This is a genomic window from Parasulfuritortus cantonensis, assembly GCF_004337445.1.
GTDB classification, from domain to species: Bacteria; Pseudomonadota; Gammaproteobacteria; order Burkholderiales; family Thiobacillaceae; genus Parasulfuritortus; species Parasulfuritortus cantonensis.
The window spans coordinates 32,957-59,616 of sequence record NZ_SJZB01000049.1 but is presented as its reverse complement, the minus strand read 5'-3'; the positions used below and the strand labels follow the sequence as shown (position 1 = coordinate 59,616).

29 protein-coding genes are annotated in these 26,660 nt (G+C 69.4%); 9 read left to right on the top strand and 20 right to left on the bottom strand.

The genetic code is table 11. The features are described from left to right. The first annotated feature begins 34 nt into the window (after positions 1-34). From EZJ19_RS14145 to EZJ19_RS14125, 5 genes are all read left to right on the top strand, one after another. Complete coding sequence (locus tag EZJ19_RS14145; RefSeq protein WP_131448688.1) at positions 35-481, top strand: FecR family protein; 447 nt, start codon at positions 35-37, stop codon at positions 479-481. 13 nt (positions 482-494) lie between these two features. Next, positions 495-1,568: an OmpA family protein gene (locus tag EZJ19_RS14140; protein ID WP_131448686.1), complete on the top strand. Its 1,074-nt coding sequence runs from the start codon at positions 495-497 to the stop codon at positions 1,566-1,568. Between the two features lie 98 nt (positions 1,569-1,666). Next, positions 1,667-2,185 (top strand): chorismate--pyruvate lyase family protein, encoded by a 519-nt coding sequence (locus EZJ19_RS14135; protein WP_131448684.1) that lies wholly within the window; start codon positions 1,667-1,669, stop codon positions 2,183-2,185. Further along, a complete protein-coding gene (gene ubiA, locus EZJ19_RS14130; RefSeq protein WP_131448682.1) occupies positions 2,182-3,054 on the top strand; it encodes a 4-hydroxybenzoate octaprenyltransferase in 873 nt (290 codons plus the stop codon). Before EZJ19_RS14135 ends, ubiA begins: the two co-directional genes overlap by 4 nt. Then, positions 3,051-3,764, top strand: coding sequence for a tRNA threonylcarbamoyladenosine dehydratase (locus EZJ19_RS14125; protein WP_131448680.1), 714 nt, complete (start codon positions 3,051-3,053; stop codon positions 3,762-3,764). Before ubiA ends, EZJ19_RS14125 begins: the two co-directional genes overlap by 4 nt. 7 nt (positions 3,765-3,771) lie before the next feature. Here EZJ19_RS14125 and EZJ19_RS14120 read toward each other — a convergent pair whose 3' ends face one another. From EZJ19_RS14120 to EZJ19_RS14080, 9 genes are all read right to left on the bottom strand, one after another. Then, positions 3,772-5,403 carry a methyl-accepting chemotaxis protein gene (locus EZJ19_RS14120; protein ID WP_131448678.1) on the bottom strand — a complete coding sequence of 544 codons (1,632 nt, stop codon included), beginning with the start codon at positions 5,401-5,403 and terminating at the stop codon, positions 3,772-3,774. Between the two features lie 172 nt (positions 5,404-5,575). Continuing rightward, positions 5,576-6,613, bottom strand: coding sequence for an SGNH/GDSL hydrolase family protein (locus EZJ19_RS14115; RefSeq protein WP_131448676.1), 1,038 nt, complete (start codon positions 6,611-6,613; stop codon positions 5,576-5,578). Positions 6,614-6,823: 210 nt separating this feature from the next. Continuing rightward, positions 6,824-7,318, bottom strand: coding sequence for a YajQ family cyclic di-GMP-binding protein (locus tag EZJ19_RS14110; protein ID WP_131448674.1), 495 nt, complete (start codon positions 7,316-7,318; stop codon positions 6,824-6,826). Between the two features lie 10 nt (positions 7,319-7,328). Further along, positions 7,329-7,640, bottom strand: coding sequence for a pyrimidine/purine nucleoside phosphorylase (gene ppnP, locus EZJ19_RS14105; RefSeq protein ID WP_131448672.1), 312 nt, complete (start codon positions 7,638-7,640; stop codon positions 7,329-7,331). A gap of 15 nt (positions 7,641-7,655) precedes the next feature. Further along, positions 7,656-8,891: an argininosuccinate synthase gene (locus EZJ19_RS14100; RefSeq protein WP_131448671.1), complete on the bottom strand. Its 1,236-nt coding sequence runs from the start codon at positions 8,889-8,891 to the stop codon at positions 7,656-7,658. Between the two features lie 26 nt (positions 8,892-8,917). Continuing rightward, positions 8,918-9,364 (bottom strand): cytochrome c, encoded by a 447-nt coding sequence (locus EZJ19_RS14095; protein ID WP_131448669.1) that lies wholly within the window; start codon positions 9,362-9,364, stop codon positions 8,918-8,920. 29 nt (positions 9,365-9,393) lie between these two features. Continuing rightward, positions 9,394-10,314 (bottom strand): ornithine carbamoyltransferase, encoded by a 921-nt coding sequence (argF, locus tag EZJ19_RS14090; RefSeq protein ID WP_131448667.1) that lies wholly within the window; start codon positions 10,312-10,314, stop codon positions 9,394-9,396. Between the two features lie 7 nt (positions 10,315-10,321). After that, positions 10,322-11,494, bottom strand: a complete 1,173-nt coding sequence (locus tag EZJ19_RS14085) for an aspartate aminotransferase family protein (RefSeq protein WP_131448665.1) — start codon at positions 11,492-11,494, stop codon at positions 10,322-10,324. Between the two features lie 353 nt (positions 11,495-11,847). Further along, positions 11,848-14,154 carry a DNA internalization-related competence protein ComEC/Rec2 gene (locus EZJ19_RS14080; RefSeq protein WP_131448663.1) on the bottom strand — a complete coding sequence of 769 codons (2,307 nt, stop codon included), beginning with the start codon at positions 14,152-14,154 and terminating at the stop codon, positions 11,848-11,850. Between the two features lie 53 nt (positions 14,155-14,207). On the opposite strand from EZJ19_RS14080, the gene EZJ19_RS14075 reads away from it, so the two are divergent. Next, a complete protein-coding gene (locus EZJ19_RS14075) occupies positions 14,208-14,762 on the top strand; it encodes a DUF2062 domain-containing protein (protein WP_131448661.1) in 555 nt (184 codons plus the stop codon). Here EZJ19_RS14075 and lolD read toward each other — a convergent pair. From lolD to EZJ19_RS14055, 4 genes are all read right to left on the bottom strand, one after another. Continuing rightward, on the bottom strand, positions 14,747-15,433 hold the full coding sequence (gene lolD, locus EZJ19_RS14070; RefSeq protein ID WP_131448659.1) for a lipoprotein-releasing ABC transporter ATP-binding protein LolD: 687 nt from the start codon (positions 15,431-15,433) through the stop codon (positions 14,747-14,749). The genes EZJ19_RS14075 and lolD overlap by 16 nt on opposite strands. Beyond that, complete coding sequence (locus EZJ19_RS14065) at positions 15,426-16,670, bottom strand: lipoprotein-releasing ABC transporter permease subunit (protein WP_131448657.1); 1,245 nt, start codon at positions 16,668-16,670, stop codon at positions 15,426-15,428. The genes lolD and EZJ19_RS14065 overlap by 8 nt, the downstream gene beginning before the upstream one ends. A gap of 43 nt (positions 16,671-16,713) precedes the next feature. Continuing rightward, positions 16,714-16,983, bottom strand: a complete 270-nt coding sequence (locus EZJ19_RS14060; protein WP_131448655.1) for a hypothetical protein — start codon at positions 16,981-16,983, stop codon at positions 16,714-16,716. Between the two features lie 77 nt (positions 16,984-17,060). Beyond that, complete coding sequence (locus EZJ19_RS14055; RefSeq protein ID WP_131448653.1) at positions 17,061-17,480, bottom strand: secondary thiamine-phosphate synthase enzyme YjbQ; 420 nt, start codon at positions 17,478-17,480, stop codon at positions 17,061-17,063. A gap of 52 nt (positions 17,481-17,532) precedes the next feature. Between EZJ19_RS14055 and EZJ19_RS14050 the strand changes: the two genes are divergently transcribed. Further along, on the top strand, positions 17,533-18,435 hold the full coding sequence (locus EZJ19_RS14050; protein ID WP_131448651.1) for a hypothetical protein: 903 nt from the start codon (positions 17,533-17,535) through the stop codon (positions 18,433-18,435). Between the two features lie 6 nt (positions 18,436-18,441). On the opposite strand, the gene EZJ19_RS14045 is transcribed toward EZJ19_RS14050, so the two are convergent. From EZJ19_RS14045 to pgl, 5 genes are all read right to left on the bottom strand, one after another. After that, entirely contained in the window at positions 18,442-19,197 is a 756-nt protein-coding gene (locus tag EZJ19_RS14045; RefSeq protein WP_131448649.1) for a sulfite exporter TauE/SafE family protein, read from the bottom strand. Positions 19,198-19,213: 16 nt separating this feature from the next. Next, positions 19,214-19,531, bottom strand: a complete 318-nt coding sequence (locus EZJ19_RS14040; protein ID WP_131448647.1) for a DUF190 domain-containing protein — start codon at positions 19,529-19,531, stop codon at positions 19,214-19,216. 4 nt (positions 19,532-19,535) lie between these two features. Next, positions 19,536-19,919: a fluoride efflux transporter CrcB gene (gene crcB / locus EZJ19_RS14035; RefSeq protein ID WP_131448645.1), complete on the bottom strand. Its 384-nt coding sequence runs from the start codon at positions 19,917-19,919 to the stop codon at positions 19,536-19,538. Positions 19,920-20,035: 116 nt separating this feature from the next. Beyond that, complete coding sequence (locus EZJ19_RS14030; RefSeq protein ID WP_131448643.1) at positions 20,036-21,448, bottom strand: DUF4139 domain-containing protein; 1,413 nt, start codon at positions 21,446-21,448, stop codon at positions 20,036-20,038. Then, positions 21,445-22,137, bottom strand: a complete 693-nt coding sequence (gene pgl, locus EZJ19_RS14025) for a 6-phosphogluconolactonase (RefSeq protein WP_131448641.1) — start codon at positions 22,135-22,137, stop codon at positions 21,445-21,447. Before pgl ends, EZJ19_RS14030 begins: the two co-directional genes overlap by 4 nt. A gap of 53 nt (positions 22,138-22,190) precedes the next feature. Between pgl and EZJ19_RS16090 the strand changes: the two genes are divergently transcribed. Beyond that, on the top strand, positions 22,191-22,982 hold the full coding sequence (locus EZJ19_RS16090) for a 3'-5' exonuclease (protein ID WP_131448639.1): 792 nt from the start codon (positions 22,191-22,193) through the stop codon (positions 22,980-22,982). Continuing rightward, positions 22,958-24,343, top strand: a complete 1,386-nt coding sequence (rlmD, locus tag EZJ19_RS14015; protein ID WP_276320117.1) for a 23S rRNA (uracil(1939)-C(5))-methyltransferase RlmD — start codon at positions 22,958-22,960, stop codon at positions 24,341-24,343. The genes EZJ19_RS16090 and rlmD overlap by 25 nt, the downstream gene beginning before the upstream one ends. On the opposite strand, the gene EZJ19_RS14010 is transcribed toward rlmD, so the two are convergent. Both EZJ19_RS14010 and EZJ19_RS14005 read right to left on the bottom strand, forming a co-directional pair. Beyond that, on the bottom strand, positions 24,340-25,050 hold the full coding sequence (locus tag EZJ19_RS14010; protein ID WP_131448635.1) for a potassium channel family protein: 711 nt from the start codon (positions 25,048-25,050) through the stop codon (positions 24,340-24,342). The two genes, rlmD and EZJ19_RS14010, sit on opposite strands and share 4 nt — an antisense overlap. Continuing rightward, positions 25,047-26,660, bottom strand: coding sequence for an NAD-binding protein (locus EZJ19_RS14005; RefSeq protein ID WP_131448633.1), 1,614 nt, complete (start codon positions 26,658-26,660; stop codon positions 25,047-25,049). The genes EZJ19_RS14010 and EZJ19_RS14005 overlap by 4 nt, the downstream gene beginning before the upstream one ends.

Below are 26,660 nucleotides of genomic sequence, written 5' to 3'. Positions count from 1 at the left end.
CTGCCTCGTTGCAGCCCGCAGAGGAGAAACCGTCTTGAACACCCGCAAACTCGCCTTGGCCATCATCCTGCTGGGCCTAAGTACCAGCTCCGTCCTCGCCGCCGACGTGGCCGGCTACGTCCGCGCCCTGCACGGCGACGCCTACCTGACCGTCGACGGCCAGCGCAGCCCGGCGGCGGCCGACGCCCCGGTGAGCGCCGGCACCCGGATCGAAACCGGTTCCGGCGCCTCGCTCGGCATCGTGTTCAAGGACAATACCGTGCTCTCGGTCGGGCCGGGCAGCGCGCTCAGCCTGGTCGACTACGCCTATGCCCCGAGCCATGGCGAGTTCAAGCTCGACGCCACCCTGGAGAAAGGCACCCTGGCCTACCTGGCCGGCGCCATCGCCAAGCAGAACCCGGGCGGCGTGATGCTGAAGACCCCGACCGGCAGCGTCGGCGTACGCGGTTCGCACTTCGCCATCAAGGTCGACAACCAGTAACCGGGAGCCCGACATGCCCACGTCATGCCCTACCCTGTCGGCGCGCCTGCGCGCCCTGCTTGTCACGGCCCTGTACGGCCTGGCCGTCCCCGCCCTCGCCGGCACCGAGGTCGTGGTCCTGCAGAACCCGCTGCCCAGTGAAGTGCCGGAAGACAACCGCGCCCAGATTCACAATGCCGACGGCGTCTACGGCATTCCGGCGGCCGGCTTCGGCGGCCAGGTCGAACGCGGCTTCATCACCGTGCCGCGGGTCAGCGACGACCGCATCCAGAGCGACTTCGGCGCCGCCCTGGCGGCCATGCACGAGATCCTGCAGCAAGGCTTGCCGCCCTTGTCGCACTCATATGTGGTGCTGCTCGCCCCGGAAGCCGGCCAGGCGGCCGGCTACCTGGGCGTGAGCGTCGGCGAGCGCAGCTACCGCCTGGAGGAACCCGGCCGGGCCATGCTCATGGACGGCTACTCCTACGCCCCGTTCACCGCCACGCCGGGGCAGATCACGGGCGACTTCGGGACCCTGCTGACCACCCTGGCCGAGGCCAAGCAGGCCGGCCTGCCCACGCGGACCTACGTCGTCCTGCTGGAAAACCCGGATGGCAAGACCGGCAAGATCATGGTCACCGACGCGCACGGCACGACCGTCCTGGACCAGAATCTCGAGGCGCTGCGCATGGACCCGGGCAATTACGCCACGTTCGAGGCCGGAGCCGAGCAGGTGCGGCAGGACTTCGGCGCCGCCCTGGACGCGCGTCCGCCCCTGCCCAGCCACGTGACCCTGTTCTTCGAGACCGGCTCGACCAAGCTGAACGCGGATTCCGAGCAGGCGCTGGCCGCCCTGCTCGCCGACCTGCACGACCGGCCCCTGCCGGAACTGACCTTGCAGGGCCATACCGACACGGTCGGCACGGAGAAATTCAACGACAAGCTGGCCCAGAAACGCGCCGACTACGTCGCCAAGCGGATTCGTGCCGCGTATGCGGGCATCGAACACCTGGAGGTGGAATCCTTCGGGCAACGCCAACTCCTGGTGCAGACGCCGCCGGAGACGGCCGAGGTGAAGAACCGCCGGGTCGAAGTCTACCTGCGCTAGGGCGAACCCCGCCGCCCGGCCGCCATCGCCTCGGCCGGGCGGACGCCGGGCCGCCGCATCTGTCATAATTAACAGCTTCTCGACAGACGTGGGCAGGCATGACGAACTGGCATCTAGCCACCAGCACGATGGCGCCTTGGCGGCCCTGGCTGATCCACCACGGTTCGTTGACCCGCCTGCTCAGTTCACGCTTCCCGGACTTCAACGTACGGCGCCTGCGCCAGGCCTTCGACCTGCCCTACCGTGACGAGGTCGCCCCGCTCGGCCTGGGCGGCCACGAACGCGCCCTGGTCCGCGAAGTCCTGCTCCGCTCCGGCTCCGTGCCGCTGGTCTACGCCCATACCGTCATCCCCTCGGCCTGTCTGCGCGGTCCCTGGCGGCAACTGGCCGGCCTGGGCAACCAGTCGCTCGGGGCCACCCTGTTCGCCGACCCGCGCGTCGAGCGTTTCCCGCTCGCCTTCCGCCGTGTCAGCCGGCGCCACCCGCTCTATCTGGCGGCGGCCCCCTATCTGACCGAGCCGGCCGCCGCCCTGTGGGCACGCCGGTCGCAATTCGCCCTCGCCGGCCATCGACTGATGGTCACCGAGGTCTTCCTACCCAGCGTCATCCGACCATGAATCTGCTCGCCCGCCTCGCCCTCTACGAAAAGCTGATGCGCCTCGACAAGCCCATCGGCATCCTGCTCCTGGTCTGGCCCACCCTGTGGGCGCTCTGGCTGTCCGGCGGCGGCCGGCCGGACTGGCTGGTCGTCTGGGTGTTCATGCTCGGCTCGGTGCTGATGCGTTCGGCCGGTTGCGTCATCAACGACTATGCCGACCGCGACTTCGACCCCCACGTCGCCCGCACCAAGGACCGCCCCATGGCGGCCGGCAAGGTCGGCACCCGGGAAGCCCTGCTGCTCGCCGCCGGCCTGTCGCTGCTCGCCCTGCTGCTGATCCTGCCGCTCGCGCTCGACAACCTCCTGCTCCTGGAACTGGCCGTCGTGGCCTTGTTCCTGGCCGCCAGCTACCCGTTCACGAAACGCTTCTTCGCCATCCCGCAGGCCTACCTCGGCATCGCCTTCGGCTTCGGCATCCCGATGGCCTACGCCGCCCACCTCGGCAACGTGCCCGCCGTGGGCTGGTGGCTGCTGCTCGCCAACATTTTCTGGGCGGTCGCCTACGACACCGAATATGCCATGGTCGACCGTCCGGACGACCTCAAGATCGGCATCAAGACCTCGGCCATCACCTTCGGCCGCTACGACGTCGCCGCCGTCATGTTCTGCTATGCCGCGACCCTTGGCCTGCTCGCCTACGTCGGCGACGCGCTGCGCCTGGCCTGGCCGTACTATGCCGGCCTGGCCGTGGCCGCGGGCATCGCCGGCTATCACTGGACCCTGATCCGCGGCCGCGAGGGCGGTCCCTGCTTCAAGGCCTTCCTGCACAACAACTGGTTCGGCGCCGCGGTGTTCGCCGGCATCGTCGGGGCCGGCCTGGTGTCATGATCCCGGCCCAGTTCGAACGCGCCGAGATACTCATCGGCCGCGCCGGCGTCGAGCGCCTGGCGGCCAGCCACGTCTTCCTGGCCGGTCTGGGCGGGGTCGGTTCCTGGTGCGCGGAGGCCTTGGCGCGCGCCGGCGTCGGCCGCCTCACCCTGGTCGACATGGACGACGTCGCGCTGTCCAACATCAACCGCCAGCTGCCGGCCCTGCTCTCCACCGTCGGCCGGCGCAAGACCGAGGTCATGGCCGAACGCATCCGGGACATCAACCCGGCCTGCGCCCTGGAGGTGCTCGATACCTTCATCGATCCGGACAACGTCGCCGGCCTGCTGCCGGCCGACGCCGCCTACGTCGTCGACTGCATCGATTCCCTCAACTGCAAGGTGGCCCTGATCGCCACCGCGCACGCCCGCGGCATCCCGGTCGCGGCCAGCATGGGGGCGGGCAACAAGCTGGACCCGGGCCGCGTGCGCATCGCCGACATCGCCCGCACCCAGGGCGACGCCCTGGCGCGCGAGGTGCGCCACCGGTTGCGCCGCCTGGGCATCACGGAAGGCATCCTGACCGTCTACTCGGACGAACCCGGCCGGCCGCCACGGCCGCCCGAACCGACCTCGCACGGACGCGCCCGTGCGGTCAACGGCACCATCTCCTACCTGCCGCCCCTGTTCGGACTGATGCTGGCCGGCGCGGTGATCCAGCGCCTGCTCTGACCGCCGCCTAGCTGCGGAAGCGCGATACCGTGCCGCTCAGGGCCTGGGCGAGCTGGCGCATCTCCTGGACCGTCCGGTCGGACTGCCGGATCGCCTCCTCGGTGTGCGCCGCGACGTCGGCCAGGCGTTCGACGTTGGCGGCGATCTGGCTGCTGGCCAGCGACTGCTCCCGGGTGGTCGCGGCGATGCCTTCGATGCCGCGACTGGCCTCCATGACGGCACCGTGGGCCTGCTCGATGCTGCCCACCGCGGTCTCGCCGCACTTGACGCTGGTGTCCAGGACCGCCTGCCCTTCCTGGATGGAGGCCTCGACCTGGCCGGAGCGGCCGCCCAGTTCGGTGGTGATGGAGTTGATCTCGTTGGCGTACAAGGCAGTCTTTTCGGCCAGCTTGCGCACCTCGTCGGCGACCACCGCGAAACCGCGCCCCTGTTCACCGGCGCGGGCCGCCTCGATGGCGGCATTGAGGGCCAGCAGGTTGATCTGGTCGGCGATGTCCTTGACGTGCTGGGTGGCGCCGATGATGCGATGGGTGCTCTCGAGGAACTGGTCGACCGAGCCGGCGACGCCCTGGACAGCCTCGCGCACGCCGTTCATCGAGCTACCCAGCCGTTCCATCCGGGCGCGCGCCTCGTCGGAGTAGCGCGCGCTGTCCTGGGAGACCAGCTGGATGCGGTCGGCACCGTCGGCGACCGAGGTGATGCTGGCGGACATCTGCTCGACCGAGGCGGCGGTCGAGGCCACCGCCTCGGCCTGGTTGTGGGTGGCTTGGCGCAGGTCGGCGGAGGTGCCGGCCAGTTGCGAGGACAGCCCGTCCAGTTGCCCGGCATGCGCCTTGATCGCGTTGACCATGTCCTGCAGGCCGCCGATGAATCGGTTGAAGCTGGCGGCGGCGCGCCCGAGCTCGCTGCCGCCGTCGCCCGGCAGGCGCGCGGTCAGGTCGCCCTCGCCCTGGCTGAGCGCGGCGATCGAGTTGTCCAGGCGGTTGAGGTTGGCGACGATGTTGGCCAGGATCAGCAGGCCGACCGCGAGCCCGGCCAGCACCGCCAGGGAGGAAAACACCAGGCTGGTGGTCTGGGCGCCGGCGACGCCGCTCTGGACGGTGCGGTCGCGCGTCTCGATATAGGCCTTCTGCGCCTTGATGGCATCCAGCAGGAGGCCGCGCATCTCGCGCCAGGTCGGGGTTTCCTGGTCGTTCAACAGGGCCTTGGCGGCTTCCGAGTCACCCGCCTTGACCAAGGCCATGACCTGCTCCTGGAGCCCCTTCTGACGTTCCCGTATGGCCACGATGCTCTGCAGGCCGCGCGCCGCGTCGTCGCCGTGGGCGACGGCCAGCGGCTGGGTAGCGGCGAGCAGGTCGTCCATGGTCTTGGCCGCCTTGGCGAAGTTCTGGTAGGCCTTGGGATTGGCGGGGTCCAGGATGATGTTGCGCAGGGCCTGGCCCATCTGCAGGCCATTGGCGTACAGCTCGGTGTAATTGAGCAGGAGCGACTGGTCTTCGGTGATGAAGCGGGTGAAGTCGCCCTTGGCCTGGCTGAGCGCCCGGTAGCTGACCAGGGAGGCGACCGAGAACAGGCCGATCACCAGGACGAGCAGCAGTGCCAACTGCAGGCGGATGCTGAGATTGCGCAGGCCAGACATGGCGTCCCCTTTCTCTCGCTATCTTCGGACGACCCGGCGGCCAGCCGGCGCCGGCCCGGCCGACTTGCCGCCGCGAAGCTACTTCAACATAGCATGCGCACAAATACCCGCCCCTGGCGCCGGGCCGCCCGGGGGCAGGGGCGGCCGCCGCGCACGCGAACCAGCGCGGGTGTTACGGACCGGGATAGGCGGCCAGCGTGGCGGCCGTCAGGTTGCCGATCACCGCGTGGATCGCCTTGGTCGGATGAATCCCGTCCCAGAAGAAGTAGCCGTCGGGCTGGCCGCAGGTGAACGGCGCCAGGCCGGGCGTCACGCAGGCGTCGGTGACGTTGCTCAGGCCGTAGCTGTCCGGATCGGCGATGATCGCCGTCATGTGGCTGCTGATGTCCAGTTGGGCGATCTCGATGCCGAGCCCGCCGAGCGGGGTCAGCACGTTGTTGGCCAAGCCGTAGTTGAAGCCATCGGTGAGGCTGTCGGCAACCGCCTGCGCCAGCGGCCCGAAGGCCCGCACGGCGGGCGTCAGGGCGATCCTCGGCGCGTTCCAGACCAGGAATTTGCGCGCCCCGGCGTAGCTCAGACGCTGCATCTCATAGCCGATCTGGCCAAGGGCATCGGTGATGACGGCGCTCGCCGCCGCCGTGGCCTGGGCCTGGTCGCCGCCGCTGGTCTGATAGACGGTCAGGAACCTCACCAGGGCGTCGCGGATGTCATTGCTGCCGATCTCGATGACGTACAAGGCGTCGCCCGGTGCCGCGCCGCCGACGTCGCCCAGGAAGGCATCCACCTGTTGCGGCAGGTTCACCCGGTCGTCGTAGTTCGTCGCCCGCGCGCCGCCGACGGCGTAGTTGCGGGCCTTGCCGTTGCCGCTCCGGAAGGCCGGCGCGACGTCGCCGGCCAGGCCCCGGCCCTGGGCGAACTGCTCGATCCAGGTCGCGCCGTTGCTGAAGTGGTGGCCGCCACGCGCGTACGGCGCGCCGGGCACGAGCGACTCGTCCAGGGCGTCGTAGGGCGGCGTATTGTGGATCACGCTGCCGTCCAGGCTCAGGCCGTCGACCGGGTGCGCCAGGAGGGAGAACGCGTTGCCCGGGTCGGACAGGCTGCTGCCGAAGACGACGATGCTGCCGAACGACATCTGGGCGCTCGCCCATCCGGAAACGGCAAGCAGCAGGACGGCAAGCAGCGAACGCATGCCACGCGATGATTTGGTCATGATCTTGTTACCTCCGATGCCGGGCGGCGCCCGGCGCTGTCCCATGTGGAAACCGCTGATGAGGTGCCGAACCCGGCACGGCCTCGGGCATAGCTTGCCCGCTTCCCGGGCGAACGGCAACCGGGTTCCCGCCCGGGCGGGAACGACGCAACGGCTAGAATCCCGGAGGTCGCGGTACTGCGGGGCGGCGCCCCGCCCGGGGGCGCCCGGTCAGTCGCGGAAGTTCTGGTACTGGAGCGGGAAATCGCTGATCGATTTGCGCACCAGGGCGATGCATTCCTGCAGGATGTCGCGTTTGGCGCCGGAAACCCGCACGGTGTCGCCCTGGATGTTGGCCTGGACCTTGAGCTTGCTGTCCTTGATCAGCTTGACGATCTTCTTGGCCAGGTCCTGCTCGATGCCCAGCTTGATCTGCAGCACCTGCTTGACCTTGTTGCCGGAGATCTTCTGGATGTCGCCATGCTCCAGTCGCTTGGTGCTGTCGCGTTCCTTCTTCTCCATCTCGGGGAACAGGATCATCTGGACCTGTTCGAGCTGGAAATCGGAATCGCCATGCATGGTGATGGACTTGGCCTTTTCGTCCAGCTCCACCGCCGCGCTGGTGCCCTTGAAGTCGTAGCGGTTGCCGATCTGGCGCGCCGCCACGTCGATGGCGTTCTTCAGCGCGACCATGTCGGACTCGGAGACGATGTCGAAGGACGGCACGGCGCTGACCTCAACCGAAGTGGCAGACGTAGTGGTAGGGCTCGCCCACCACCTCGATGTCGAACGACGAGTTGCCCGGAATGCTGAACGACTCGCCGGCCCGGCTGCTCTGCCAGTCGCCGTCCTTCAGCTTGTAGCGGCAGGCGCCGGCCACGCATTCCATGGTTTCCGGCACGCCGGTGTTGAAGGTCAGGGTGGCGGGCAGGACGACGCCGACCGACTTCTTGGTCCCGTCGGCGAACTGCACGCTGTGGGAGATGCACTTGCCGTCGAAGTAGACGTTGGCCTGCTTGACGACGCTGACGTTTTCGAACTGGGACATACTGGTTTCCATCGGTTAGTTGTTCGACCGCAGGGCGGCGAGTTTTGCGGCGATGCGCATGCGCAGGGCGTTCAGCTTGATGAAGCCGCCGGCATCCTTCTGGTCGTAGGCACCGGCGTCGTCCTCGAAGGTGGCGATGCTGGAATCGAACAGCGAGTCGGTCTTGGAATCGCGGCCGACCACGATGACGTTGCCCTTGTACAGCTTCAGGCGCACGAAGCCGTTGACGCGCTCCTGGGTGTGGTCGATCAGGACCTGCAGCGCCTTGCGCTCGGGCGCCCACCAGTAGCCGTTGTAGATCAGGCTGGCGTAGCGCGGCATCAGGTCGTCCTTCAGGTGGGCGACTTCGCGGTCCAGGGTGATCGACTCGATGGCGCGGTGCGCCTTGAGCAGGATGGTGCCGCCGGGGGTCTCGTAGCAGCCGCGCGACTTCATGCCGACGTAGCGGTTCTCGACCAGGTCGAGGCGGCCGATGCCGTGCTTGCCGCCCAGGCGGTTCAGCTCCGCCAGCACCTCGTGCGCCTTCATGGCCTGGCCGTTGATGGCCACCACGTCGCCCTTGACGTAGTCGAGGGTGACGTATTCGGCGGCGTCGGGCGCCTGCTCGGGCGACACGGTCCAGCGCCACATCTCCTCCTCGGCCTCGGCGTTGGGGTCTTCCAGGTGGCGGCCTTCGTAGGAGATGTGCAGCAGGTTGGCGTCCATGGAGTACGGCGAGCCGCCCTGGCGGTGCTTCATCTCGATGGGGATGCCGTGGGTCTCGGCGTACTTGATCAGCTTCTCGCGCGAGAGCAGGTCCCACTCGCGCCAGGGGGCGATGACCTTGATGTCCGGCTTGAGGGCGTAGGCGCCCAGTTCGAAGCGGACCTGGTCGTTGCCCTTGCCGGTGGCGCCGTGGCAGATGGCGTCGGCGCCGGTCAGGTTGACGATCTCGATCAGGCGCTTGGCGATCAGCGGCCGCGCGATGGAGGTGCCGAGCAGGTATTCGCCCTCGTAGACGGTGTTGGCGCGGAACATCGGGAAGACGAAGTCGCGCACGAATTCCTCGCGCAGGTCGTCGATGAAGATCTGCTCGGGCTTGATGCCGAACTTGAGGGCCTTGGCCCGCGCCGGCTCCAGTTCCTCGCCCTGGCCGAGGTCGGCGGTGAAGGTCACCACCTCGCATTGGTAGGTGTCCTGCAGCCATTTCAGGATCACCGAGGTATCGAGGCCGCCCGAATAGGCGAGTACGACTTTTTTGATGTCAGACATGTTCGTTCACCGATGGATCATTGGGGTCATTTCAGACGGTAGCCGACATGGCAGGCCACGCAGGCTTCCGTCACGGGTTGGAGTGCCGCATAGGCCGCGGCCCGGTCGCCCTGGCGCGCCACCTTGGCGAATTCGCTGGCCGCCTCGTGCATGGCGAAGCCGGTTGCCCGCATGGCGTCCGGCATGAAGCGGCCGGGGCCCATGCCCTGGGTGCGCGCGGCATGCTTGCCCATGCTGGCGAAGCCGAGCTCGCGCTCGGCCCGGTCGGCCGCCTCGGCCAGCTTGCCCGCGGCGATCAGGCCGAGCAGGTCGTTCAGGGTGGCCAGGTTCTGGATCATCTCCTCGCGCACCAGGGCCCGCTGCAGCGGCGGCATGGCGACCGCCTCGCGGGTGTCGGCCGGGACGTCCTCGGCGCCGGCGGCCGGCGCGGCCGCCGACAGGACGACGGCGATCAGCAGGTGGATCGGTTTCATCGGCCGGTCTCCAGAGGCATGTCGGGGGGTCAGGCGGTGAGGGGGCCCAGGAGCAGGTATTCGATCAGGGCCTTCTGGGCGTGCAGGCGGTTGGCCGCCTCGTCCCAGACCACCGACTGCGGGCCGTCGATCACCTCGGCGGCGACCTCCTCGCCCCGGTGCGCCGGCAGGCAATGCATGAACAGCGCGTCCGGCTTGGCCATGCGCATCATGTCGGCGTCGACCTGCCAGTCGGCGAAGGCCTTCTGGCGGGCATCGTTCTCGGCCTCGAAGCCCATGCTGGTCCAGACGTCCGTGGTGACCAGATCGGCACCCCGGCAGGCCTCCATGGGGTCGGCGAAGGACTCGTAATGGCCGGTGCCGTAGAGGTTGGCGCGCTCCGGCTCGACCTCGTAGCCGGCCGGGGTCGACACCCGGATGTGGAAGTCGAGCACCTCGGCGGCCTGCAGCCAGGTGTTGCACATGTTGTTCGAGTCGCCGATCCAGGCCACCGTCTTGCCCTGGATGGAGCCGCGCGTCTCGATGTAGGTGTAGATGTCGGCGAGGATCTGGCAGGGGTGATATTCGTTGGTCAGGCCGTTGATCACCGGCACCCGGGAGTGGCTGGCAAAACGCTCGATGATGTCCTGCTCGTAGGTGCGGATCATGACGATGTCGACCATGCGCGAGATCACCTCGGCGGCATCCTCGACCGGTTCGCCACGGCCCAGTTGGGTGTCGCGGGTGTTCAGGTAGATGGCGCTGCCGCCGAGCTGCTGCATGCCGGCCTCGAAGGACAGCCGGGTCCGCGTCGAGCTCTTCTCGAAGATCATCGCCAGGGTCCGGTCGGCCAGCGGATGATAGGGCTGGTAGCGCTTGAAGCGATCCTTGATCAGCCCGGTGCGCCGGAACAGGTAGTCGTATTCGTCGCGGGTGAAATCGCGGAACTGCAGATAGTGCTTGACCGCCATGACCACCTCAGTTCAGGAAGGCCCAGATCAAGGCAGCCAGCTTGTCGGTCAGCAGCGCCGCCTCCTCCCGGTTCATCACCAGCGGCGGGATCAGGCGTACGACGTTGTCGGAGGTGACGTTGATGAGCAGCTTCTCGGCCAGCGCCATCTTGACCAGTTCGCCGCACGGGCGATCCAGTTCGACGCCGATGATCATGCCCTGGCCGCGCACTTCGCGCACGCCCGGCACCTGGCCCAGCTCGCGCTTCAGGGTGTCGCGGATGAAGGTGCCGATGCTGGCGGCATTGCCGGGGATGTCCTCGGCCGCCATCACCGACAGGGTGGTCAGTGCCGCCGTGCAGGCGAACGGATTGCCGCCGAACGTGGAGCCGTGCTTGCCGGGGGTGAACACCTCGGCGGCGGCGCCGCGCGCCAGGCAGGCGCCGATGGGCACGCCGGACCCCAGGCCCTTGGCCAGCGACATGACGTCGGGCAGGCAGTTGGAATGCTGGAAGGCGAACCACTTGCCGGTACGGCCGATGCCGGTCTGGACCTCGTCGAGCATGAGCAGCCAGCCGTTGCCGTCGCAGATGGCGCGCAGGCGGTCGAGGTAGTCCGCCTGCGGAATCTGCACGCCGCCCTCGCCCTGGTAGGGCTCGACCAGGACGGCCACGATGTTGTTGTGGTGTTCGGCCAGCTTGGCCACCGCATCGGCGTCGCCGAACGGCACCCGCACGAAGCCGCCCACCAGGGGCTCGAAGCCGGCCTGCACCTTGCGGCTGCCGGTGGCCGACAGGGTCGCCAGGGTGCGGCCGTGGAAGCTCTTTTCCATGACCACGATGGCCGGGTTGTCGATGCCCTTGTTGTGGCCGTGCAGGCGGGCCAGCTTGATGGCCGCCTCGTTGGCCTCGGCACCCGAGTTGCAGAAGAACACGCGGTCCATCCCGGACAGGCCGCACAGGCGGTCGGCCAGTTCTTCCTGCTTCGGGATGCGGTACAGGTTGGAGGTGTGGATCACCCGGCTGGCCTGCTCGCACAGGGCCTTGGCCAGGACCGGATGGCCGTGGCCGAGGCCGACCACGGCCACGCCGGCCACCGCATCCAGATACTTGTCACCGTTCTCGTCGTATAGCCAGACGCCCTCCCCATGCGTGAAAGCGATGGGCTGGCGGCCATAAGTCTGCATCAAATGCTCGGACATAACTCGTTCACCGAAGATACAAATTCGGCGGCCTAGGCGCCGCCGTGAACGATCAACTATACCCTCAAATGATGTTCAAACAAACCGTTACGGCGGCGGGGAGGTCGTTCCGGAGGGCATCCGGGCCAGTCGCCCGACGCTTATCCACAGAAGCTGTGGATAAAACTGTGCAAAAACCCTGCACATTGCACCTAAATGACTGTCGCCACTTGATTTCTATACCCGAGGCCAATTTTTGGGCCCTCGGTATAGGTCTTTATAATCAAATGCTTATAAATTTATCCAGTGTCTTCAAAGACCTACGGCCGGAATCGGACCGGGCGATGACGACTGTGGATTTCAACGCCCGTTTGTCAAGTCCCATCCGCCTGCCAATAGCGTCTATCGGCCACCCGGGCGGCCCGCACCGGCAGCCCGCGCCCGGCCACCGCCAGATGCAGGGCGCCGTCGCGGTCGGTGCGGGCGATCGCGGCGCCGGCGGCCCGGAAGCGTGCCAATACGGCGGCGTCCGGATGCCCGAAGCGGTTGCGCAGGCCGACCGAGAAGACGGCCAGCCGGGGCGCCACGGCCTCGACGAACGGGGCCATCGAGGAGCCGCCGCTGCCATGGTGGGCGACGACCAGGACATCGCTGCGCAAACGGTCGCCGGCCAGTTCCAGCAGGCTCAGCTCGCCCAGCCGCCCGATGTCGCCGGTCAGCAGGGTGCTGCCGTCGCGCCCGGCGACCCGGACCACGCAACTGAGATCGTTGTCGGGGAACCCCGGCTGGGCGTAATAGCGGGCGGGCGGATGCAGGACCTCGAAGCGCACGCCGTCCCACTGCCAGACCTGGCCGGCGGCGCATCGGCGGGCACCCGGCAGCGGCGCCGAGGACAGCCGCCAGGCCGGTGCGTGACTGGCCAGCAGCGCCGCCATGCCGCCGCTGTGGTCGGCATCGTCGTGGGATACCACCATGCCGTCCAGGCGCCCGATGCCCTGCCCGAACAGAAACGGCGCCACCACCCGGGCGCCGGCGTCCTCGCCCGACGCATAGCGCGGCCCGGCATCGTAGAGCAGGACATGGCCGGCCGTGCGCACCAGTACCGCCAGCCCCTGGCCGACATCGATCACGTCGACCCAGTAACTGCCCGGTACCGGATGGTCCAGGCGCGGCGCCAGCAGCGGCAGGCACAGCAATAGGCCCAGCCAGCGGCCGGGCAGGCCGCGCGGCGCCAGCAGGACGGCCACCCCGAGCAGCGCCAGGAGGAGCGCCGGCCAGGTCGGCGTGGCGCCGTGCCAGACCGGCTGCGGCAGGCCGGCCAGCCAATCCAGCGCCGCCATGGCCGCCGCGACCAGGCCGTGCCCGAGGGTGGCCAGGAACGGCACCGGCAGCAGCGCGGCGGCCAGGATCACGGGTACCGCGAGCAAGCCGATCAGCGGGATGGCGACGGCATTGGCCAGCGGCGCCACCAGCGACACCTCGTGGAACAGCACCAGCAGGGCTGGCGCCAGGGCCAGGCTGACCGCCCATTGGGCCGCCGGCCAGGCGGTCCAGAACGAACGCCGGCGCAAACGCCCGGCCGCCGCGTACATGAGGGCGGCGACGGCACCGAAGGACAGCCAGAACCCGGGCGCCAGGGCCGCCCAGGGGTCGATCGCGACGACCACGCCGGCGGCGGCGGCGAGCACCCTGGAGGGTGAGTCGGTGCGGCCCAGCCAGAGCGCCACCGCCGCCGCCGCGAGCATGTAGAGGGTCCGCTGGGCCGGCAGGCCGAAACCGGCCAGGGCCACGTACAGGGCGGCGGTCGCGAGGCCGGCCAGGCTGGCGGCACGCCCGGCCGCCAGACGTACGGCCAGACCCGGCAGCCGGCGCCAGGCCAGGTTCACCAGGGCGTAGACCAGGCCGGCCAGCAGGGTGACGTGGAGACCGGAGATGCTCATCAGATGGGTGACCCCGGTGCGCCTGAACAGGGTCCACTGGGCATCCGGGATGGCCTCCTGGTCGCCCACGGCGAGGGCGACCACGACGCCGGCATACGGCCGGCCGGCGAGTTCACCGGCCAGGCGGTCGCGCAGGGCCTGGCGCCAACCGTCGACCAGGGCGGCCGCGCTGGCCGGACAGGCGGCGGACGCCCGGGCCGGCGCGAGGGCGTAGCCGACCGCCCGGATGCCGCGTTCGAACAGCCAGGCTTCGTAGTCGAAACCGCCCGGATTGACGTTGCCGTGCGGCCGGTTCAGACGCACGCTAAGGGCCAGGCAGGCCCCGCCGCGCGGGGCCGGCTCGGGGGCGCCGGCGAAGGCGTAGCGGCTCAGCTGTATCCGGGCCGGCACCCGGGCGCCCGGGCTGTCCACCCGTTCGACGTCGAGCACCAGGCGCCAGCCGCGCGGGGTCGCCTCGGGCAGGCCGGCGACCCGGCCGACCAGGGCGACATCGCGGCCCTGCCAGGCGGCCGGCAGTTCGTCGGCCAGGCGCCGCTCGGCACGCCAGCCGGCGTAACCGAAGCCGAGCGCGCCGGCGAGCAGGCCCACCAGCAGACGGCGCGGCCAGGCGTCCGGGAGCAGGCCGGCGAGCGCCCAGCCACCGGGCAGCAACCAGAGCCAGCGCGGGTCCGGCAACTCCGGCCGGGTCTGCAGCCAGGCGGCACCGGCCACGAACGACAGGATCAGCAGCCTTAATGGCATGAGTTCCGTTCCCGGCTAGAATGCCTTGCCATGTCCTCCCCTCCCGGTGCCGCATGCCGCGCAAGCACTTCCGGAAATTCCTGCCCGATCACGCCACGATCCGCGAACATCGGCACCTGAAGCTGTTCCAGCCGCTCCTGCGCCATCCCAACCTGTGGCATCTGAACCGCCACTCGGTGGCCGGCGGGGTCGCCGCAGGACTGTTCGCCGGCCTGATCCCGGGACCGGTGCAGATGCTGTCCGGTGCCATCCTGGCGATCATCTTTCGGGTCAACCTCCCGGTGGCCATGGTGACCACCTGGTATACCAATCCCTTCACCTGGGGACCGCTTATCGTCGCGGCCTACTGGCTCGGCTCGCTGTTCACCGGCGAGACCATCGCCCGGGCCATCCCGCCGGATTTCGACTGGGGCGGCGGCCAATGGTCGAATTATCTGCCCGAATTATGGCTGTGGTTCAAGAACCTGGGCGAAACCTACCTGATCGGCAGCGTGGCGCTCGGCCTGCTCCTGGCCGCCCTCGGCTACGTCGGGGTCCAGTTGGCCTGGCGCCTGTACATCCTGGCCTACCTGCGCCGGCGCAAGCGGCGCGCTCAGGCGCGCACCTGAACCAGGTCGCCGTCGCGCAGTTCGAGCACCCGCTCCATGCGGGCGGCGAGCAGGGGATCGTGGCTGACGACCAGGAAGCTGACGGCATGGCGGGCGTTCAGCTCCAGCATCATGTCCTGGATGCGCTCGGCGGTATGGCGGTCGAGGTTGCCGGTCGGCTCGTCCATGAGCACGCAGGCCGGCCCGGTCACCAGGGCACGGGCGATGGCGGCGCGCTGGCGCTCGCCGCCCGACAATTCGCCCGGACGGTGGTGCAGGCGGTGGCCGAGGCCGACCTCCTCGAGCCAGGGCCGCGCCGCCGCCAGGGCCGCCGCCTTGTCCATGCGCCGGATCAGCAGCGGCATGGCGACGTTCTCCAGGGCGGTGAACTCCTGCAGCAGGTGGTGGAACTGGTAGACGAAGCCCAGGGTGGCGTTGCGCAGGCGGCCGCGCTCGCCCTCGCCCAGGCTCCAGATGTCGCGCCCGGCCACCTCGACGTGCCCGGCATCGGGCTTGTCGAGACCGCCGAGCACGTGCAGCAGGGTGCTCTTGCCGGACCCCGAGGCGCCGATCACGGCGACCCGTTCGCCGGCCGCCACCGCGAGGTCGACGCCGGCCAGGACCGGCACCTCGGTCTTGCCCTGCCAATAGCTCTTGGCCAGGCCGGTACAGGCGAGTACGGCGTCACTCATAGCGCAGCGCCTCGGCCGGCTGGACACGCGCGGCGCGCCAGCTCGGGTACAGGGTGGCCAGGAAGGCGAGCGTGAGGGACACCCCGGCGATGGTGCCGACGTCCGACCAGATCACCTTCGAGGGCAGCTCCGAGATGTAGTACACGTCGGCCGGGAAGAGGTCCATGTGGAGGGCGCGCTCGAGCAGCGGCACCACGGTCTCGACATTGAGCGCCAGCAGGACGCCGAGGACCACCCCGGCCAGCGTGCCGATCACCCCGATCAGGCTGCCCTGCACCATGAACACCTTCATGATGCTGGCGGGGCTGGCGCCCAGGGTGCGCAGGATGGCGATGTCGGGCTGCTTGTCGGTGACCGCCATGACCAGGGTGGAGACGATGTTGAAGGCGGCCACGGCGACGATCAGGAGCAGGATGATGAACATCATGCGCTTCTCGATCGCCACGGCGCGGAAGAAGTTGGCGTGGCTCATGGTCCAGTCGGATAGGTAGTAGTCGCCCACCAGGGTGTGGGCCAGCTCGCGCGTCACCCAGGGCGCCCGGTCCATGTCGGCGAGTTTGAGGCGCAGGCCCGAGACGGCATCGCCCAGGCGGTACAGGCGCGCGGCGTCGTCGATGTGCATCAGGGCCAGGCCGGCGTCGTACTCGAACATGCCGACCGAGAACAGCCCGACCACCCGGAATTGTTTCATGCGCGGCAGCAGGCCGGCGGGCGTGACCACGCCCTGCGGCACGATGACGGTGACCTTGTCGCCCACGGTGACGCCCAGGGCATTGGCCAGGTCGGCGCCGAGGACGATGTTGAACTCGTGGGCCTTGAGTTCCGCCAGGGTGCCGATCCGCATGTGGGCGCCGATGTCGGTGACCTGGGCCTCCTGCTCGGGCAGGATGCCGCGGATCATCGCGCCCTTGGTGCTGTCGCCCATGACCAGCAGGCCCTGGCCCGCCACGTAGGGGGCATAGCCGCGGACGTCGGGATGCTTGCGCACCTGCTCGGCCAGGGCCGGCCAGTCGGCCAGGCGGCCATCCGGCCCGGAGATTTCCATGTGCGAGGCGACGCCCAGGATGCGGCTACGCAGTTCGTCCTGGAAGCCGTTCATCACCGACAGCACCACGATGAGCGCCATCACCCCCAGGGCGATGCCCGCCATGGAGACGCCGGAGATGAATGAGATGAAGTGGTTGCGCCGTTTGGCGCGGGTATAGCGGAGGCCGATCCAGAGTTCGTAGGGACGCATCCGCGGCAGTCTGCCACAGGCCGCGCCCGGCCACCAGATTGCCTCAGCGGTATTGCGCGCGGGCGACGATCTGGCGCCCGCTCAGGCCGCCGCACATCAGTTCCCGCTCGTGCAGCAGGGCCTCGTGCTCGGCCAGATAGAGCCGGCGGGCGGCCGGATCGGTCAGGCTGACCAGATCGGCCCGGTACTGCCGGCACTCCGCTTCGGTCATCAGGCGGTCGCAAGCCGCCTTCCGGTCCGCCGCGCCGGCCTCGGGCCCGGCCAGGGCCGTCCCTGAAGCTGCCAACAAGATGAACAACACTGCCGTCTTCATGATCCGCCCCCGCGCTCGATGATGTATACCCGATTATATTTATCAACTATTGCGCGTCAACGCCACGCGCGACAGGGTTATTCGCCGATCACGTGGGCGGCCACGCTGCGCCGATGGCTGGCGCGGCGGTGCTCGAACAGATAGATGCCTTGCCAGGTCCCGAGCACCATGCGGCCGTCGCGCACCGGGATGGTCAGGTGGGTCTGGGTGAGCGCGGCGCGCACGTGGGCGGGCATGTCGTCCGGGCCCTCGAGGACGTGGTTGTAGAGCGGGTCGTGCTCGGGCACCAGGCGGGCCAGGAAGGCGGCCAGGTCACGCTGGACGTCGGCATCGGCATTCTCCTGGATCACCAGGCTGGCCGAGGTGTGGCGCACGAACAGCGTCAGCAGGCCGTCGCGCAGGCCGGTCCCGGCCAGCCAGCGGGCCACCTCGGCGGTGAAGTCGTACAGGCCCTGGCCCCGGCAAGCGATATCGAATTGGCTGTGTTCTTGGCGCATGGCGGCATTGTAGCGACGAAAGCCGGCCGGCGCCGGGCATACAATCCCGGCCATGAGACACCTGCATCTGATCCTCGCCGACACCGACGACCTCGGCGAGTTGCCCTACCTGGCCCGGCTGATCGCCCGCGGCCGGGTCGACGCCTGTCCCGGCGCAGGCGGTACCAGTGCCGCACTGGCCGGCCTGTTCGGCATCGACGATGCCGCCCTGGCGCCCTACGCCCTGGCCGCGGAGGGCGTCGATCCGGGTGCCGGTGCCTGGTTCCGGGCCGACCCGGTGCATCTGGCGGCCGGCATGCACAGCCTGACCCTGCTCGACCGACGCCACTTCGCCCTGGCCGCGGCCGAGGCCGCCGAACTGGTCGCCGCCCTCAACCGCGCCTTCGCCGGCGACGTCGACTTCATCGCCCCGCATCCGACGCGCTGGTATGCCCGTTTCCCGGCGCCACCCGCCGTCACCGCCCCGCCGCTCGACGAAGTCGCCGGCGCCCAGGCGCTGCCCGGCCGGCTGGCCGGCCCCGATGCCGGCGCCGTACAGCGTACCCTGGTGGAGATTCAGATGTGCCTGCACGACCATCCGGTCAACGCCGCCCGCGAGGCCCGCGGCGAGCCGGTCGTGAACGGCGTCTGGCTGTGGGGCGGCGGCCGTCCGGCCGCCGTCGTGGCGGCCTGCGACCGGGTCCTGGCCGACGACTTCCTGGCCCGGGCGCTGGCGGCCGCGGCCGGAATCCCGGCCGCCGCCCTGCCGGTCAGCTTGCCGGCCGATCCCGCCGACGGCGTCACCCTGGCGGTCCTCGCCGACCCCGGCGCGGCCGACCGCAACTGGCTGAAGCCCGCCCTGCGCGCCGTGCAACTGGGCCGCCTGGACCGCCTCGAACTGACCCTGACCGGCCGCGCGCCGCGCCGCTGCCGGCTCGAGCGCGGCGCCGCCCTGCGCTTCTGGCGGCGGAGCTAAGGCGCCTCAGCCGACGATCAGCTTGGCGCCGATCAGGATGGTGGTGACCTCGAAGGCGCGCTTGACCCACAGGTTGCCCTTGACGATGGCCACGTGGCTGCCCAGGTAGCCGCCCAGCAGGGCGCCGATCAGAAGGACCGGCATCCAGTCCCAGCGGACGTTGCCGAGCACGCCCAGGACCGCCGCCCCGGTACCGTTCCAGAGCACGCCGCCGACCACCATGGTGTAGGCGACCGCGCGCTTGTAGTCGAGGCCGAAGTGGCGCACCAGCCAGAGGGTCAGGAACAGGCCCGAGCCCGAGGTGATCGAGCCGTTCAGGAAACCGACCGAGAACAGGCCCGCCAGGCCCACGGCCAGCCCGATCCCGGTGCGGTTGCGGGGCGCGTAGTCCAGGCCCAGCTTGGGCTTGACCATGGAATACAGGCCCAGCCCCAGGGTCAGGATGCCGAGCGCCAGGATGGCCGGGCGCTCCGGCACGTACAGGATGACCGAGGCGCCGAGGGCGACGCCGGGCACGCCGGCCCCGACGATGGCGAGCACGAAGCGGCGCTCGAGATGGCTCTCCTTCAGGTGGCGCAGGGCGGCACCCAGGCCCAGGAATACCGTGGCGACCTTGTGGGTGGCGAGGGCGACGCCGAACGGCAGGCCCAGGAAGATCAGGATGGGGAACTGGATCAGCCCGGCGCCGCCGCCCGAGAGGGCGGAAAACCAGTTGGCGACGAAGGAGGCGACGAAGAGTACGAGTTGGTCGACGGCGGACAAGACGGCGACGGCGTGGCTAGACGTTGCCGGTCACGCCGGTGGTCACCGGGTGGAGCACGTAGACCAGGCGCAGGCCGGCCCGGCCGACCCGAACCAGGAGCGCCTGGATGAGGCCCTCGACGGCGAAGAACTCGACCGTCTCCGGCAGTTTGCCCGCCAGTTCGAAGAAGGTGTCCTCGTGCAGGCCGTGCCGGCCGTAGCCGGCACTGGCGCGGAAGCAGGTACCGCCGGCGATGCCGATCTCGCGCGCCGTCTGGAACAGCCATTCGTGGATGGGTTCGCCGGCATGGCGCATGCCTTCCTGGACGAAGAAGCGCACGCATAGGGTCGTCATGGTCCTACCCCCTGATCAGTTTGAAGGTCAGCACGCCCAGGCCGGTCATGGCCAGCGAGCCGGCCACGTGCAGGCCGATGGCGGCCAGGCCGGTCGCCAGCTGGGCCCGCGCGAAAAGGGTGAACATCTCGGCCGAGAAGGTCGAGAAGGTGGTCAGCCCGCCCAGGAAGCCGGTCACCAGCAGCAGCCGCCATTCCGGCGACAGGCCGGGGTGCTGGGCGAAAAAGGCGATGGCGAGGCCGATCAGGTAGCCGCCGCCCAGGTTGGCGACCAGGGTGCCGAGCGGGATGGCCGAATAGAGCGGATTGAGCCACAGGCTGAGGCCCCAGCGCAGCCATGCGCCGACCGCCGCGCCGATGCCGATTGCGATGAATGCCAGATAGCCCAATGCCCGCTCCGTTTCAGGTCAGGGAAATGCCGACTTGGCCGTCATGCCCGGGCAGAACGAGCCGACGCTTCCTCGGCCCGGATTTTGGCACGAATGCCGGCACCGGCGGCCATGCCTCAGTACTTGACCCGCACCCGCCAGCTCAGGACGGTCTTGCCCTCGGCCGCCACCGGCACCCGCCAGACCGCCGTGTGGGCGCTGTCCTTGTCGTGCTTGAGGCTCTCGGAGACCATCTGCCATTCGCCCGGCATCGGCTCCGCCACCTTGACCTCGACCGGCTCGTTCTTGGCATTGCGGATCTCGATCTGGTAGGCCGTCTCGTAGACCCCGCCGCGCAGGCCGGCGGCGATCTTCTGGTAGTCGGTCTGCTTCTTGTCGGCGGTGATGTCGAAGGCCTCGCCGAGCCGGAGCCGGACGGTCTCGTTCTTGGCGGTGTGGTCGATGCGGTCCTCGCCGACGAACTGGGCGCGTCCGGCGCGATCCTTCTTGTACACGCGCACGATGCCCTTGGGCAACGGCACGCCCAGTTGGCCGCCCTTGTTGTCGAACTGCAGGTAGATCGCCGGCTTCAGCTTGCGGCCCAGCTCGCCGTACTGGCCCGAGTAGTAGTATTCGGCACCCTGCAGCAGGTATTCCTTGCTCGCCGGCACGCGCTGGGCCGAGAGCAGGGCAACCTGCTTGGTCTGGTTGTCCAGGATGGTGGTGGGCCGCTCCAGGGTATACAGGTGGTAGTCGAGCAGGGATTCCTCCTGCATGGCCGCCGTCGGCGCCGCCATGGCCACCATGTCGCGCATCATCTTCATCGGCGTCACCTCCGGCCGGGCCCGGTTGATCTCGCCGGCGACCAGCTGCAACTGGGCGTCGTGGTAGGCGGTGCCGCTGACGTTGGTGAGGGTGACCCAGCCGTTCAGGTCCAGGCTGTCCTCCTTGCCGGAAAGCTCGGCCACGTAGTCCGCCTTCCAGGACAGGCCGCCGGTCAGGTAGCTGAGCTCCAGGCCCTGCTCGCCGCCCTTGCCGGCATCGAGCAGCATGGACAGGGTCGGCCGGTCGCGCAGGTTGGCCGGCACGTGGTCGAAGGCCAGGCGTCCCGGCACGCCGGTCTCGACCCGGTCCTTGAACTGGAGCACGACGCCGTCGTTGGCCGACAGCACGGTGGCCGACTCATAACTGTCGGTACCCATGGTCGGGTGGGTCTTGACCACCCGCACGGCTTCGCCGACCGACTTCTCGAGGAGCTTCTGCGGCGTCAGCAGGTCGAAATCGAAATTCTGCTCGAGCAGGCTCAGCGGCTTGCCGTCGAGCGAGCGCAGCAAGGCCGTCTCGGGCTGCATGCGGGCCGAGACGTTGCGCCAGGCGAGCTGGTTCTCGCCGGCCTCCAGCCTGACCTTGCGGGCATCCTTCACGAGGGCCAGGTCGCCGTTGTAGATGGTCACCGCCAGACCGGTCTGGTCCTTGTCGGTGGCCAGCCGTTCCGCGCCCCAGGCCGTGCTCGCCAAACCCAGCAGGATCGCCAACGCGATGCTCTTCATGCTCGTTCTCCATATGCCGATTGATCGATCAGGACATCCACCCCGGCGGCCGGCCGGATCGCCGCCGCCGGAATGGCCGCGCCGCCGCGCCAGGCGGCCACCGCCGCCCGCTTGCCGGCACCGCCGGCCAGGAACAACACCCGGCGCGCCTCGGACAACCGGCGCGCCGACAGGCTGACCCGCTCCGGCGGCGGCTTCGGCGCGTCGAACACCGCCAGGGTATCCGGGGCGTCGGCCGCCGTGCCCCAGTCGTGGCCCGGGAACAGGCTGGCGGTATGACCGTCCTCGCCGAGGCCGAGCAGGACCAGGTCGAAGCGCGCGGCCCCGGCCAACTGGCGGGCGTAGACTTCGGCCCCGGCGCGGGCGCCGAGTTCCGCGGGAATGCTGTGCACGTTGGCGGCCGGGATCGGCACCCGGCGCAGCCAGGCCTGTTCGGCCAGGGCGGAATTGCGCTCGGGATGGCCGGGCGGCAGGCAACGTTCGTCGCCGTACCAGACCTGCCAGCGCGGCCAGTCGCGCGCGGTCGCGGCCAGTTCGCGGTACAGCCGCCCGGGGGTGCCGCCACCGGCCAGGCAGACGCGGAACTGGCCGTGTTCGGCCAGCGCCTCGGCCTCGGCGGCCAGGGTGTAGGCCAGCGCCTGCGCCAGCCAGTCGGTCTCGTCCTCAGCCACGTGCCAACGTGTCGCCATCGGTCCGCCTCCCCGAGAAGGTAGAATACGGCCGATTCTACCTCCTAGCGATCATGACTCCCGTACTCGTTTTCGACATCGAATGCATCCCGGACATCGCCGGCCTGCGCCGCCTGCACGAGCTCGGCCCGGCCCCCTCCGACGACGAGGTCGCCGACATGGCCATGCTGATGCGCCGGCAGCAGACCGGCGGTTCCGACTTCATGCCCCTGCACCTGCAGCGGGTGGTGACCGTCTCCTGCGCCCTCCGGGCCGGCGACAGCTTCAAGGTGTTCTCCCTGTCCGAGCCGGAGGCCGACGAGGGCGAGATCATCCAGCGCTTCTTCGACGGCATCGAGAAGTACACGCCCCAGATCGTGTCCTGGAACGGCGGCGGCTTCGACCTGCCGGTCCTGCACTACCGCGGCATGCTGCACGGCGTCAGCGCCCCGCGCTACTGGGACCAGGGCGAGGACGACAAGGACTTCAAGTGGAACAACTACATCAGCCGCTACCATAACCGCCACCTCGACCTGATGGACCTGCTCGCCCTGTACCAGCCGCGCGGCGCCGTGGCCCTGGACGCCCTGGCCAAGCTGTACGGCTTCCCGGGCAAGCTGGGCATGGACGGCAGCAAGGTATGGGAAGCCTACCAGGCCGGCCGGATCGCCGAGATCCGCGACTACTGCGAGACCGACGTGGTGAACACCTACCTGGTCTACCTGCGCTTCCAGCTCATGCGCGGCCACCTGACGCGTGCGCACTACGCGCAGGAGATCGCCCTGGTGCGTGCCACCCTGGCCGGCATCGGCGCCCCGCACTGGCAGGAATTCCTGGCCGCCTGGCCGGACGACGCCGCGCCCTAGCCCGTCCCGGCCGCCGCCGGGCGGCCCGGCCCACATCCCGATCGCACCGCACCATGAGCTACCGACTATTCATCGAATCCCTCGACCACGAAGGCCGCGGCGTCGCCCACCACGACGGCAAGGCGGTCTTCGTCGACGGCGCCCTGACCGGCGAGGTCGTCGACGCCTCGCCCTACCGCAAGAAGGACACCTACGAGCAGGCCCAGGTGGAACGCATCGTGCGCGCCAGCCCGTACCGGGTGACGCCGAAATGCGCCTGGTTCGGCGTCTGCGGCGGCTGCACCCACCAGCATCTCGACGAGGCGGCCCAGGTGGCCGCCAAGCAACGCGTCCTGGAGGACTGCTTCGCCCACATCGGCAAGGTGCGCCCGGAGACCATGCTGGCGCCCATCCACGGGCCGACCTGGGGCTACCGCACCAAGGCGCGCCTGTCGGTGCGCAACGTACCCAAAAAGGGCGGCGTCCTGGTTGGCTTCCACGAGCGCCGGAGCAGCTACGTCGCCGACATGCTCGGCTGCGAGGTGCTGCCCGCCCACATCGGGCGCCTGCTGCCGGCCATGCGCGAACTGGTGGCCGGCCTGGCCATCCGCGACCGCCTGCCCCAGATCGAGGTCGCCGTCGGCGACACCGTGTCGGTCCTGGTCCTGCGCATCCTGGAGCCGCTCGGCCCGGACGACGAGACCCGCGTGCGCGCCTTCGCCGACCGCCACGGGGTACAGGTCTGGCTGCAGCCGAAGGGCCCGGACACTGCCCACCCCTTCCACCCCCTGGACTCGCCGGCGCTCGCCTACAGCCTGCCCGAGTTCGAACTCACCATGCCGTTCAAGCCGACCGAGTTCACCCAGGTCAACCACGGCGTCAACCGCATGCTGGTCCGGCGCGCCGTGCGCATGCTCGACCCGAAGCCGGGCGACGAGGTCGCCGACTTCTTCTGCGGCCTCGGCAACTTCACCCTGCCGATCGCCCGCAGGGGCGCCCGCGTCCTCGGCATCGAAGGCAGCCCGGCCCTGGTCAGCCGGGCCCTGGAGAACGCGCGCCTGAACGGGCTCGACCCTCTGACCCGCTACCAGGTGATGAACCTGTTCGAGATGGCGCCGGAGATCCTGGCCGCCCTCGGCCGCTTCGACAAATGGCTGGTCGACCCGCCCCGCGACGGCGCCGTCGAACTGGTGAAATCCCTGCCCGAGGACGCTTCCGGCCCGGGCCGCATCGTCTACGTATCGTGCAACCCGGCCACCCTGGCACGCGACGCCGCGGTCCTGGTGCACACCAAGGGCTATGCGCTGCGCGCCGCGGGGGTCGCCAACATGTTCCCGCACACCGCCCACGTCGAGAGCATCGCCCTGTTCGAGCGCATCTAGCGGGGCGCCTCGCGGGCCCGGATCATGTCGCGCACGGCGTTGATCTGGCCCCGCGCGCCGATGATGACCAGGGTATCTCCGACGTCCAGGTTGTGGTCGATGTTGCGGGTGCTGAAGATCAGGTCGCTGCCGTGTTCGGCGTCGACCACGCCGAACAGCAGGACGTTCTGGGTCATGCGCCGGCGCAGTTCCGAGAGACGCACGCCGTGCACCCAGGAACCGTGCGGGATGGTGACCTCGGCGATATTGAGGTCCTGCTGGCCGAACACCGTCTCCTCGAGCAACTCCACCACCTCGGGCCGGGCGATCAGGTCGTGGGCGCGGGCACCGCTGATGGCATAGGGATCGACGACCTTGTCGGCCCCGGCCGCGAGCAGCTTGGAGGCCGCCTCCGGCTGGCGGCAGATGGCGACGATGCGCAGGGCGGCATCCATGGCCCGGGCGCTGATGGCCAGGAAGACGTTCTCGGAATCCTCCGGCAGCAGGCAGAAGATGCCTTCGATGTCCTCGCCCAGGCCCAGGTGGCGCAGGGCCTCGTCGTCGGTGAAATCGAGCGTCTCGACCCGGAAGCCCTCGTCGCGCGCGCGCTGAACGCGTTCCGCGTCGAGGTCGACCATGATGAACGGCTGCTCGAGGTCGGCCAGCCGGCGCGCCACCTCGAGGCCCAGCGTGGTGCAGCCGAACAGGGCCAGCTTGCCGGCGGTCACGGCGCGCCTCGCCACCAGGTCCGCAGCGACTGGCCCTGCTGCTTGCGGAAGTGGTTCAGGCTGACCTCGTAGCCGATCAGCACCAGGATGTCGTGCGCCTGCAGGCGGAAGCGCGGGCGCGGGTTGAAATAGAAGCGCTTGTCGGCCATCAGGTAATGCTCGTCCTCGGCCGCCAGGGCGTCGGCCTTGGGCCGGATGACGCCGAACAGGAGCAGATTGCGGGCGGCGAAGTCCATGGTCCCGACCGTGATGCCGTCCAGGCGGCTGCCCGGCAGGACCGGCAGCGGTTCGAGATGGATGCCCTTGCTGCCGGTGACGACGTCCTGGATGGCGTCGAAGGCGACCGGCTGGCCGATGAACTCGGCGGCCATGCGCGCGACCACCTCGTACGGCCGCACCACGTGGTTGGCCCCGGCATGGACCAGCTTGCGCACGCTCTCCGCCTTGTTGGCGCGCGAGATGATCAGCACGTCGTGCGAGAACTCGCGCGCCGTCAGGGTGATGTAGACGTTCTTCACGTCATCCTCGGTCAGGCACAGGATGCGGGTCGCCTGGCGGCCCAGGCGCAGGTTGTTGAGGACGCTGCCGTCGGAGGCGTCGCCGGCCACGGCCAGGTAGTCGAGCCGGCGGGCGCGCTCGACGGCCGCCTCGTCCTTGTCGACGACCACGAACGGCTCGCCGGCGTCGGCGAGATGCTGGGCCACCACCTGGCCGATGCGCCCGAAGCCGCACACCACGGTGACCCCGGACAGGCGCTCGACCTCGGAGAACACCCGGTTGTCGTGCAGCTCGCGCATCTTCTCGTGGAAGGCCATGACGACGATAGAGGTGGCGAACGACACCACCCCGATGCCGGCGAACACCAGCACCATGGCCACCACGCGCCCCTCGGGCGTGATCGGCGAGACGTCGCCGTAGCCGACCGTGGTGATGGTGATGACGGCCCAGTAGACCGCGTCCGCCAGGGTCTGCACCGAGGTCCCGGGCACGCCCGCCTCGAACAGGTACACCGCAATGCTGGAGATCAGGACCACGGCGCCGACGAAGATCGACAGGGTGAGCAGCTCGAAGCGCTTCTCGACCACCACCTTGCCGAAGGCGTTCAGGCTGCGCGCATAGCGGAACAGCTTGAGCAGGCGGAAGAGCAGGAACAGGCGCATGAAGGCGAGCGGCCGGTAGCTGGGCAGGATGGCGAGCAGATCGATGATCGCCAGCGGGCTGGTCATGTAGGCCAGCTTGCTCCGCAACACCGCCCAGAGCGCCGGCACCAGGCGGAAGCGCATGCCGACCAGCTCGGCATGCTCGTAGTGCTCGATGACGATCTTGTGGCCGGCGCTGGCGAGCCACAGGCGCAGCAGGTACTCGCTCACCAGGGCGCTGAACACCAGGCGCTCGAAGGCGGCGGCGAAGGGCCCGACCGGGTGGTGCACCTGGTAGATGAGCAGGAACACGCTGGCCAGGATCAGCCCGATCATGACCATGTCGAACCAGGCCCGGCGGCGCGAGCGCGGGTTGACCAGGAGATCGGCGAAGAAGGCCTCGACGCTGGCGTAGCGCGGCGAGGCGTCGAGCCAGTAGGCGAGCCGGACGGCGAGGCCGGAGACGTTCAT

Coding starts and splice junctions, on each gene's coding strand:
- EZJ19_RS14140 (WP_131448686.1), top strand. CDS start 495: ATGCCCACGTCATGCCCTACCCTGTCGGCGCGCCTGCGCGCCCTGCTT.
- EZJ19_RS14135 (WP_131448684.1), top strand. CDS start 1,667: ATGACGAACTGGCATCTAGCCACCAGCACGATGGCGCCTTGGCGGCCC.
- ubiA (WP_131448682.1), top strand. CDS start 2,182: ATGAATCTGCTCGCCCGCCTCGCCCTCTACGAAAAGCTGATGCGCCTC.
- EZJ19_RS14125 (WP_131448680.1), top strand. CDS start 3,051: ATGATCCCGGCCCAGTTCGAACGCGCCGAGATACTCATCGGCCGCGCC.
- EZJ19_RS14120 (WP_131448678.1), bottom strand. CDS start 5,403: ATGTCTGGCCTGCGCAATCTCAGCATCCGCCTGCAGTTGGCACTGCTG.
- EZJ19_RS14115 (WP_131448676.1), bottom strand. CDS start 6,613: ATGACCAAATCATCGCGTGGCATGCGTTCGCTGCTTGCCGTCCTGCTG.
- ppnP (WP_131448672.1), bottom strand. CDS start 7,640: ATGTCCCAGTTCGAAAACGTCAGCGTCGTCAAGCAGGCCAACGTCTAC.
- EZJ19_RS14100 (WP_131448671.1), bottom strand. CDS start 8,891: ATGTCTGACATCAAAAAAGTCGTACTCGCCTATTCGGGCGGCCTCGAT.
- EZJ19_RS14095 (WP_131448669.1), bottom strand. CDS start 9,364: ATGAAACCGATCCACCTGCTGATCGCCGTCGTCCTGTCGGCGGCCGCG.
- argF (WP_131448667.1), bottom strand. CDS start 10,314: ATGGCGGTCAAGCACTATCTGCAGTTCCGCGATTTCACCCGCGACGAA.
- EZJ19_RS14085 (WP_131448665.1), bottom strand. CDS start 11,494: ATGTCCGAGCATTTGATGCAGACTTATGGCCGCCAGCCCATCGCTTTC.
- EZJ19_RS14080 (WP_131448663.1), bottom strand. CDS start 14,154: ATGCCATTAAGGCTGCTGATCCTGTCGTTCGTGGCCGGTGCCGCCTGG.
- EZJ19_RS14075 (WP_131448661.1), top strand. CDS start 14,208: ATGCCGCGCAAGCACTTCCGGAAATTCCTGCCCGATCACGCCACGATC.
- lolD (WP_131448659.1), bottom strand. CDS start 15,433: ATGAGTGACGCCGTACTCGCCTGTACCGGCCTGGCCAAGAGCTATTGG.
- EZJ19_RS14065 (WP_131448657.1), bottom strand. CDS start 16,670: ATGCGTCCCTACGAACTCTGGATCGGCCTCCGCTATACCCGCGCCAAA.
- EZJ19_RS14060 (WP_131448655.1), bottom strand. CDS start 16,983: ATGAAGACGGCAGTGTTGTTCATCTTGTTGGCAGCTTCAGGGACGGCC.
- EZJ19_RS14055 (WP_131448653.1), bottom strand. CDS start 17,480: ATGCGCCAAGAACACAGCCAATTCGATATCGCTTGCCGGGGCCAGGGC.
- EZJ19_RS14050 (WP_131448651.1), top strand. CDS start 17,533: ATGAGACACCTGCATCTGATCCTCGCCGACACCGACGACCTCGGCGAG.
- EZJ19_RS14040 (WP_131448647.1), bottom strand. CDS start 19,531: ATGACGACCCTATGCGTGCGCTTCTTCGTCCAGGAAGGCATGCGCCAT.
- EZJ19_RS14030 (WP_131448643.1), bottom strand. CDS start 21,448: ATGAAGAGCATCGCGTTGGCGATCCTGCTGGGTTTGGCGAGCACGGCC.
- pgl (WP_131448641.1), bottom strand. CDS start 22,137: ATGGCGACACGTTGGCACGTGGCTGAGGACGAGACCGACTGGCTGGCG.
- EZJ19_RS16090 (WP_131448639.1), top strand. CDS start 22,191: ATGACTCCCGTACTCGTTTTCGACATCGAATGCATCCCGGACATCGCC.
- EZJ19_RS14005 (WP_131448633.1), bottom strand. CDS start 26,660: ATGAACGTCTCCGGCCTCGCCGTCCGGCTCGCCTACTGGCTCGACGCC.